Genomic DNA, 5,861 nt, shown 5'->3' on the forward strand with positions numbered 1-5,861 from the left:
CCCCCTGAGGCGGGCCCCCGAAGGAAGGGCCCATTGCTTGACGCCTGGCGTTACGCAAGGGGCCCTTCCTTCGCCCGCTCATCCCTTCAGGCCGCTGCGGGAGACACCCTGGATGATGTGCCGCTGGGCCAGCACGAACAGGATCAGCACCGGCACGCTCGCCAGCACCGCGCCCGCCATGATCACCGGATAGTCGGTCACGTACGCGCCCTGGAGCAGGCCCAGGCCCGCCGGCAGGGTCAGCCGTTCCGGGCTGAACAGCACGTACACCGGCCAGAGGAAGTCGTTCCAGTTGGTCAGGAACGACAGCACCGCGAGCGTGGCCAGGGCCGGCTTCGACAGCGGCAGCAGCACCCGCCGGAAGATCTGCCAGTGGTTCGCGCCGTCCAGCACCGCCGCCTCCTCCAGCTCGGCCGGGATGGACAGGAAGAACTGGCGCAGGAAGAACACGCCGAACGCGCTGGCCGCGCCCGGCACGATCACCACTGTCAGCGTGTCGATCCAGTTCAGCCGTTCGGCGATGATGAAGTTCGGGATGATCAGCGAGGTGGGCGGCAGGAACAGCGTGCCCACGATCAGCGCGAACAGCATCTTCCGGCCGCGGAACCGCATCCGGGCCAGCGCGTACGCGGCCATCGACGCGGTCACCAGCACCAGCAGCGTGTGCAGGGTGGCCGCCGCCATGCTGTTGACGAACCAGCGCAGCACCGGGTTCGCCGCGTTGTCGACGATCTGCCCGTAGCCGTAGGTGGAGAACGGGTTCGGCAGCCAGCCGGGCGGCACCCGCTGCGCGTCGTCGTACGTCTTCACCGAGGTCAGCAGCATCCAGACCAGGGGAGTCACGAAGATCGCGGTGATCAGCAGCAGTACGCCGTACCGTCCCACCGCGCGCATGTTCCTCATGTCGTAGCCCTCAGTCTTCCCGGTAGCGGAACAGCCGGAAGTTGACGACGCTCACCACTGCGAGCATCAGCGCGAAGAAGACGCTCATCGCGGCGGCCCGGCCTGCGTCGTAGTCCCGCAGCCCCTCGTCGACGATCCGCCAGACCACGGTCCGGGTCTGTTCGCCCGGCGCGCCCTGGGTGATCAGGAACGCCTGCCCGAACACGTTCGCCGAGGCGAGGATCGTGGTGGTGAAGACGAACAGCATCACCGGGCGCAACCCGGGGATCGTGACGTGGCGGAACCGGTCCCAGGCGCCCGCGCCGTCCACCTTGGCCGCCTCGTACAGCTCGGCCGGGATGTCCTGGAGACCGGCCAGGTAGATCACCGCGTTGAAGCCGCAGGTCCACCACACGGTCACGCCGACCAGCGACACCCAGGCCCACGGCACGTCGGTCACCCACGGCGTGTCCGAGGGGAGCCCGACCACGCCGAGCAGCCGGTTGACCAGGCCCAGGTTGGCGTCCAGCAGGAACCGCCAGAGCAGGCCGATCACCGCCACGCCCAGCACGTACGGCGCGAAGAAGGCGGCCCGGAAGAACGTCCGGCCGGGGAACGAGCGGTTGAGCAGCAGCGCCAGCCCCAGCGGGATCACCACGAGCAGCGGTACGGAGAACAGCGTGAAGATCCCGGTGGCCCGGACGCTCGACCACCAGTCCCCGTAGATCGCCGAGTCGCTGGAGAACAGGTCCCGGTAGTTGCCGATCCCGACGAACGGCCGGTTTGGCAGTTGCAGGTCCCACTGGTGCAGGCTGATCCAGACCCCGAACAGGATCGGCGCCAGGCCGAAGACGCCGAACAGGATCAGGTACGGCGCGAGGAAGAGGTACGGCGTCGCGCGGTTGCCGCGTTCCGTCGCGCCCCGGCGGCGGGTGGGCGCCGCCGGGGGCGGCGCGTTCTCACGCACCGCCCCGGCCTCGATCACGTCCGCCACGGCGGATCAGTTCCCGTACTTCTTGCGGTTGTCCTCGAGCTGCTTGTTCGCCTTGGTCACGCCGTCGTCGAGCGCCTGCTTCGGCGACTTCTTGCCCAGCGCCGCCTCGTTGAACGCGCTGTAGAAGGTCAGCATGACCTCGCCCAGGCCCGGCGCGGCGGGCGGGAAGGCGGCGTACTCCAGCTCCGGGGCGAGCGCGTTGACCTCGGTGAGGCCCTTGAACTCGTTGCTCTCGCGGACCGCCTTGCGGGCCGGCACCTGGCCGCCCTTGGCCCAGTCGAGCGAGTGCTGGCTCAGCCAGTTGATGAACACCTTCGCCCCGGCGGTCTTGTTCGTGTTCGCGGAGCGCTGCTTGACGATGGTGAAGTTGTGCGAGTTCGCCCAGGCGGCCTTCTGGCTGCCGATCTGCGGCAGCGGCGCCACGCCCCACTGCACGTTCGGGCTCTTCTTCAGATCGTTGATCTGCCAGATGCCGTTCCAGGTGAACGCGTTCTTGCCGCTCTTGAAGGCCAGGTAGTCGGCGTCCTGGCCGACGTTCGCCGGGGAGTGGCCCTGCTTGATCAGGTCGACCAGCCAGGTGCACGCCTCGACCGCCGGGTCGGAGTTGAACGTCGCCTTCGCCACCTCGGCGTCGAAGAGCGTGCCGCCCCACTGGTGCAGCAGGCTGTAGAAGGTCATGCCGCCGGTGAACTGGAACGGGCTGACCCAGAAGCCCTGCACGCCGGACTTCTTCAGCTCGGTCAGCGCCGCGGTGTACTCGTCCCGGTTGGTCGGCGGCTTCTCCGGGTCCAGGCCGGCCTTCTGCATGACCGCCTTGTTGTAGTAGAAGCCCAGCGGGTGCATGTCCAGCGGGATGCCGTACCGCTTGTCGTTGTAGAGACCGCCCTTCCAGACGGTCGGGGCGAAGTCGCCCTCGCTCAGCTCCAGGGCCTTCGCCACGTCGTCCAGTTCGCTGATCGTGCCGCGGGCGGCGAACGTGGCGAGCTGGTCCATGTGCATGACCGCGATGTCCGGGCCGTTGCCGCTGGAGACCGCGCCGGGGAGCTTGCTGTAGTAGTCCTCCCACTGGTACGTGATCACGCTGACCGCGATGTTCTGGTGCTCGCCGTTGAACTGCTGGACGAGCGCCTTGAAGATGTCACCGTCGCCGCCGGTGAAGCCGTTCCACAGCTTCAGGTCCACCTTCGGGCCGGTGTAGTCCTTGCCGCCGTTGCCGGACGCGCCGGAACTGTCGGAGCTGCTGCCGCCGCCGCAGCCGCTGAGCGTCAGCGTGGCCGCCGCGCCGAGCCCGAGGCCGAGGCCGAGCAGGCGTCGCCGGCTCATCTCGTTCTGGATCATGGGTACTCCTTGGGGGACGGGATGGAGTATTGCCTGGTCACGGCGCCGGCACGAAGCGCAGCAGGTTCCAGGAGGTGGCCGGCAGCAGCACGGAGGCCCGACCGCCGTCGACGGTGGGTGTGGTGAGGTCCCGGGGCGTGACCCGCTCCGGGTCCGCTTCGGTGTTCGTGGCGTCCGGGTCGGTTCCGGCCGCCACCGTGGTGTGCGCCTCGGCCCGCAGGCCGGGCAGGCCGCGCAGGTCCAGGTCGAGCGGTACGTCCTGCGAGCTGCGGTTGACCGCGAAGACGGCCAGCTCGCCGGTCTCCTCGTCGTGCACGGCGACGGTGTCCAGCGCGGGCACGTCGCCGTACCGCCGGGTCTCGTAGGTCGGGCCGGTGGGTTCGGTCCGCAGCACTGTGCCCCGGGCGTACCGGGCGGTCAGCGCGAACGGGTGGAAGATGCTCTGCCGCCAGGCCGGGCCGCCGTTGCGGGTACGGATCGGGGCGATCACGTTGGCGAGCTGCGCCTGGCAGGCCACGCCGATACGGTCGGCGTGCCGGAGCAGGGTGATCAGCAGGTCGCCCACCACCACCGCGTCGACGGCCGTGTAGTCGTCCTCGATCAGCGCCGGCGCCTCGACCCAGCCGCGCCGGTCCAGGTCGGACTGGAGGCGGGACTGGTACCAGACGTTCCACTCGTCGAAGGAGATCTTCAGCTTGCGCTTCTGCCGCAGCTTGGCGCCCACGTAGTCGGCGGTGGCGACGACCTCGGTGATGAAGGCGTCCATGTCGACGGCGGAGGCGAGCAGGCTGGCCCGGTCGCCGTCGGAGGGGTCGTAGTAGGTGTGGGCGGAGATGTAGTCGACGTGCTCGTAGGTGTGCTCCAGCACCGTCGCCTCCCACGCGGCGAACGTGGGCATCCCCCGGCCGGAGCTGCCGCAGGCGACCAGGCTGATCGAGGGGTCGATCATCTTCATCGCGCGGGCGGTCTCGGCGGCGAGGCGGCCGTACTCGTCGGCGGTCTTGTGCCCGACCTGCCACGGCCCGTCCATCTCGTTGCCGAGGCACCACAGCCGCACCCCGTACGGCTGCTCGGCGCCGTGCTTGCGGCGCAGGTCGGACAGCTGGGTGCCGCCCGGGTGGTTGGTGTACTCCAGCAGGTCGAGCGCCTCGGTGACGCCGCGGGTGCCGAGGTTGACGGCCATCATCGGCTCGACCCCGGCCTCGGACGCCCAGGTCATGAACTCGTCCAGCCCGAACTCGTTGGTCTCGATCGTCTTCCAGGCCAGGTCGAGCCGGCGCGGGCGGTCACCGACCGGGCCGACGCCGTCCTCCCAGCGGTAGCTGGAGACGAAGTTGCCGCCCGGGTAGCGGACCACCGACACGCCCAGCTCGCGGGTCAGGTCCAGCACGTCGCGCCGCAGACCCCGCCGGTCGGCCCGCGGATGCCCCGGTTCGTACACCCCGCCGTAGACGCAGCGCCCCATGTGCTCGACGAAGGAACCGAAGATCCGGCGGTCCGCCGGCGCGATCCGGAACGCCGGATCGATCGTGAGCTGCGCGTTCGGCACGATGCCAACCTCTCCCTCGCTGCTGTTGCGGGTGACCGCGGTCACTCCGCCGTCAGTGGTTTCTACAACGTTGTAAGCGCCCGTGTAAAGAGGCAGTCGCGTCGTCGTGGCGCGGTACAGTGCGGCCAGCGTTCACCGGAAGGAAGTGCAGTGCGGCACAGGCTCAAGGACGTCGCGGAGCGGGCCGGAGTGTCGGTGAAGACCGTCTCCAACGTCGTGAACGGCTACCAGCACGTGCGCGCCGACACCCGGGCCAGGGTCGAGGAGGCCATCGCCGCACTCAACTACCGGCCCAACCTGTCGGCCCGCAACCTGCGCAAGGGCCGTACCGGTGTGATCGCGCTGGCCGTGCCCGAGCTGGACATCCCCTACTTCGCCGAGCTGGCCCGGCACGTCGTCGCCGCCGCCGCGGACCAGGGCTGGACCGTGCTCATCGACCAGACCGGCGGCGGCTCCGAGCAGGAACGCAAGGCCGCCAGCGGCATCGGCGACCACATGATCGACGGCCTGATCCTGAGCCCGCTCGCACTCACCGCCGACGACCTCGCCGCGCTGGCCGGCCTGCCCATGGTGCTGCTCGGCGAACGCGTCGACCACGGCCCCGCCGACCACGTCATGATCGACAATGTGGCCGCCGCCCGCGAGATCACCGCCCACCTGATCGGGCTCGGCCGCCGCCGGATCGCCGCGATCGGCTCCCAGCGCACCCCCGAGGGCGCCAGCGCCCGGCTCCGCCTGGCCGGCTACACCGCCGCGCTGGCCGACGCCGGCATCGCGTACGACGACCGCCTGGTGGCGCCCGCGCCGGCCTGGCACCGCGCGGACGGCGCCGCCGCCGTGCGCAACCTGGTCACCTCCGGGGTACGCCCCGACGCCGTCTTCTGCTTCAACGACACGCTGGCGCTCGGCGCGCTGCGTGCCCTGCACGAGATGGGCCTGCGCGTGCCCGAGGACGTCGCGGTGGCCGGCTTCGACGACATCGAGGACGGCCGCTTCTCGATCCCGACGCTGACCACGGTCGCCCCCGACAAGGAGCGCATCGCCCGCCTGGCGGTCGAACTGCTCGCCGGACGTCTCGGCCCCGACCGCGACTCCCCA

General features: G+C 70.1%; 5 protein-coding genes. 1 reads left to right on the forward strand and 4 read right to left on the reverse strand.

Annotation, left to right across the window (positions count from 1 at the left end; translation table 11 throughout):
* Positions 1-78: 78 nt before the first annotated feature.
* From F8279_RS28905 to F8279_RS28920, 4 genes are read right to left on the reverse strand one after another with little or no spacing between them, the layout of a single operon-like run.
* Positions 79-903, reverse strand: a complete 825-nt coding sequence (locus F8279_RS28905; protein ID WP_151501629.1) for a carbohydrate ABC transporter permease — start codon at positions 901-903, stop codon at positions 79-81.
* A 10-nt stretch (positions 904-913) separates the two neighbouring features.
* Positions 914-1,876, reverse strand: a complete 963-nt coding sequence (locus F8279_RS28910; protein WP_151501630.1) for a carbohydrate ABC transporter permease — start codon at positions 1,874-1,876, stop codon at positions 914-916.
* Between the two features lie 6 nt (positions 1,877-1,882).
* Positions 1,883-3,214 carry an ABC transporter substrate-binding protein gene (locus F8279_RS28915; protein WP_151501631.1) on the reverse strand — a complete coding sequence of 444 codons (1,332 nt, stop codon included), beginning with the start codon at positions 3,212-3,214 and terminating at the stop codon, positions 1,883-1,885.
* A 37-nt stretch (positions 3,215-3,251) separates the two neighbouring features.
* Positions 3,252-4,763 carry an alpha-N-arabinofuranosidase gene (locus tag F8279_RS28920; RefSeq protein ID WP_151501632.1) on the reverse strand — a complete coding sequence of 504 codons (1,512 nt, stop codon included), beginning with the start codon at positions 4,761-4,763 and terminating at the stop codon, positions 3,252-3,254.
* Positions 4,764-4,913: 150 nt separating this feature from the next.
* Here F8279_RS28920 and F8279_RS28925 point away from each other — a divergent pair.
* Positions 4,914-5,861: LacI family DNA-binding transcriptional regulator (locus tag F8279_RS28925; protein ID WP_151501633.1), on the forward strand; the 948-nt coding region annotated here is incomplete at its 3' end.

It is taken from the genome of Micromonospora sp. AMSO1212t, assembly GCF_008868145.1.
GTDB classification, from domain to species: domain Bacteria; phylum Actinomycetota; class Actinomycetes; order Mycobacteriales; family Micromonosporaceae; genus Micromonospora; species Micromonospora tulbaghiae.

Excerpts from the sequence above, each read along its gene's own strand:
- F8279_RS28905 (WP_151501629.1), bottom strand. The coding sequence starts at position 903 with ATGAGGAACATGCGCGCGGTGGGACGGTACGGCGTACTGCTGCTGATC.
- F8279_RS28915 (WP_151501631.1), bottom strand. The coding sequence starts at position 3,214 with ATGATCCAGAACGAGATGAGCCGGCGACGCCTGCTCGGCCTCGGCCTC.